This is a genomic window from Haloplanus sp. (assembly GCF_028275055.1).
Taxonomy (GTDB): Archaea; Halobacteriota; Halobacteria; order Halobacteriales; family Haloferacaceae; genus Haloplanus.
This window is the reverse complement of the sequence record NZ_JAQCNJ010000066.1, coordinates 1-1,558: the sequence shown is the minus strand read 5'-3', so window position 1 is coordinate 1,558 and position 1,558 is coordinate 1. Positions and strand designations below refer to the sequence as shown.

Here is a 1,558-nt window from a genome sequence, read left to right as displayed (position 1 = left end):
CGGCTCGGCCGGAGTCAGTAAAACCGGTCGAAAGCCGCCGGGAACCGTCTCGATTCCTCCCGCCGCCGCCTCAAACTCGGCGACCGTATCGCCGTATCGGACCCCGATCCGAAAGGTTCAATTACATTCCCCGGATACCTCGAAATGCGCAAGAACGCCTCTAAGGGTTGGTAGTCTAGTTCGGTTATGACACCTCCTTGACATGGAGGAGGCCGGCGGTTCAAATCCGCCCCAACCCATTTCTGATTCCTCGCAACGACGATCGACGGCGAGGAGTCCGTGGAATCAGAAATGGTGATGCGGATTTGAAGCAGGGAACGAAGTGAGCGGTAGCGAACGGAGTGACTGAGGTTCAAATCCGCCCCAACCCATACGATTCTCATCCGGATCCTAATCCACTCATTTACAGCATGGCCCCACCACTGTTTCCGAGATCGTCGACGGGCTTGATATCCCGCAGGGAACCGCCTATGACTACGTCCAGAAGCTCGAAACAGCGGGATTAGTACAGAAAACTCGCGAGCAGCGCCCGTACGAATACGATGCTGAGTCGATCGCACTCACGCTTTCGGCCGACGGTGAGACCCAAACAATCACGCCAGCACTTATCGCCGCCGTTGCCCGCCGCGAGAAGGACACGGACATCGACGTCTATATCGAGCGCCATGGCCTTGACGGCCTTGCCGTCGCGAAGACGTATGCCACCCTCATATTCGGGGGTGGAAGAATACCCGAGCTACACCCCCGATTCCGGTGGCGTCCCCCGCCGTCGGTGACGCGTCAGACCACGACCGCACCGAACGGGTACGCCGGAGCGTCGGCGGTCCAAACTGTACCCTCCGCGACATCGACGAGCGAGAGACAGTCGTCGTTGTAGTGAGAAACCACAAGCCGACCGCCGCCGACCGGGACCGTAGAGAGGCCCGGGGCGGCCGTGTCGACGACCGCACCGTCGAGCGAACGGAGTTGAGCGGCCCCGGCGTCGAGCACCCACCACCGACCGTCAGCCCTGAACAGGTCGACCGGCCGGGAGAACCCCTCGTGGACCGCTTCGAGGGTCAGGTCCGGTGAGAACTCGTGGACCGTTCCGTCGGCTCTGCCCGGAACCAACACGCGGTCGGCGGTGACGACGAGGTCGTAGGGGTCGACGCCGACTGCGGCCTCCTCGAAGACACGGCAGTTCCGTCCGCTCGCCTCATCGGGGTCCGCGTCCCCGTGCCGTTCGTCCGGCGTGAACGCGACGACCCGGTTACCGTTCTGATCGACGGCGTACCCTCGGTATCCGTTCGGCGCGAGTGCGACTCCCTGAATCCGGGCGTGCGATGCCACGTCGATAGTGCCGACCCGCTCGTGGGCCCCTGTGTCGACGATATCGACCACGCCGTCGCGGCGGCTGCCGCTGTAGAGGCGGCGCTCGCCGGGCCCGACCGCGAGTTCGTGCGGCTCCGCACCCACGCCGATCCGACGGACGAGCGTCAACTCGACGGGGTCGATCACCGCGAGTGTGTCGCCAGCCGAACAAGAAGCGTACAGTTCGTCCCCGGCGGTCGCGAAGTGC

1 protein-coding gene, 1 tRNA gene and 1 pseudogene are annotated in these 1,558 nt (G+C 63.8%); 2 read left to right on the top strand and 1 reads right to left on the bottom strand.

The window, feature by feature from the left end; genetic code table 11:
* Nucleotides 1–164 precede the first annotated feature (164 nt).
* Both Q0925_RS08965 and Q0925_RS12385 read left to right on the top strand, forming a co-directional pair.
* Nucleotides 165–239 (top strand) — tRNA-Val (locus Q0925_RS08965).
* 164 nt (nucleotides 240–403) lie between these two features.
* Nucleotides 404–706 (top strand): annotated as a pseudogene (locus Q0925_RS12385) (helix-turn-helix domain-containing protein); the annotation flags it as partial.
* 74 nt (nucleotides 707–780) lie between these two features.
* On the opposite strand, the gene Q0925_RS08955 reads toward Q0925_RS12385, so the two are convergent.
* A partial coding sequence (locus Q0925_RS08955) for a YncE family protein (RefSeq protein WP_299334393.1) occupies nucleotides 781–1,558 on the bottom strand: 778 nt, incomplete at its 5' end.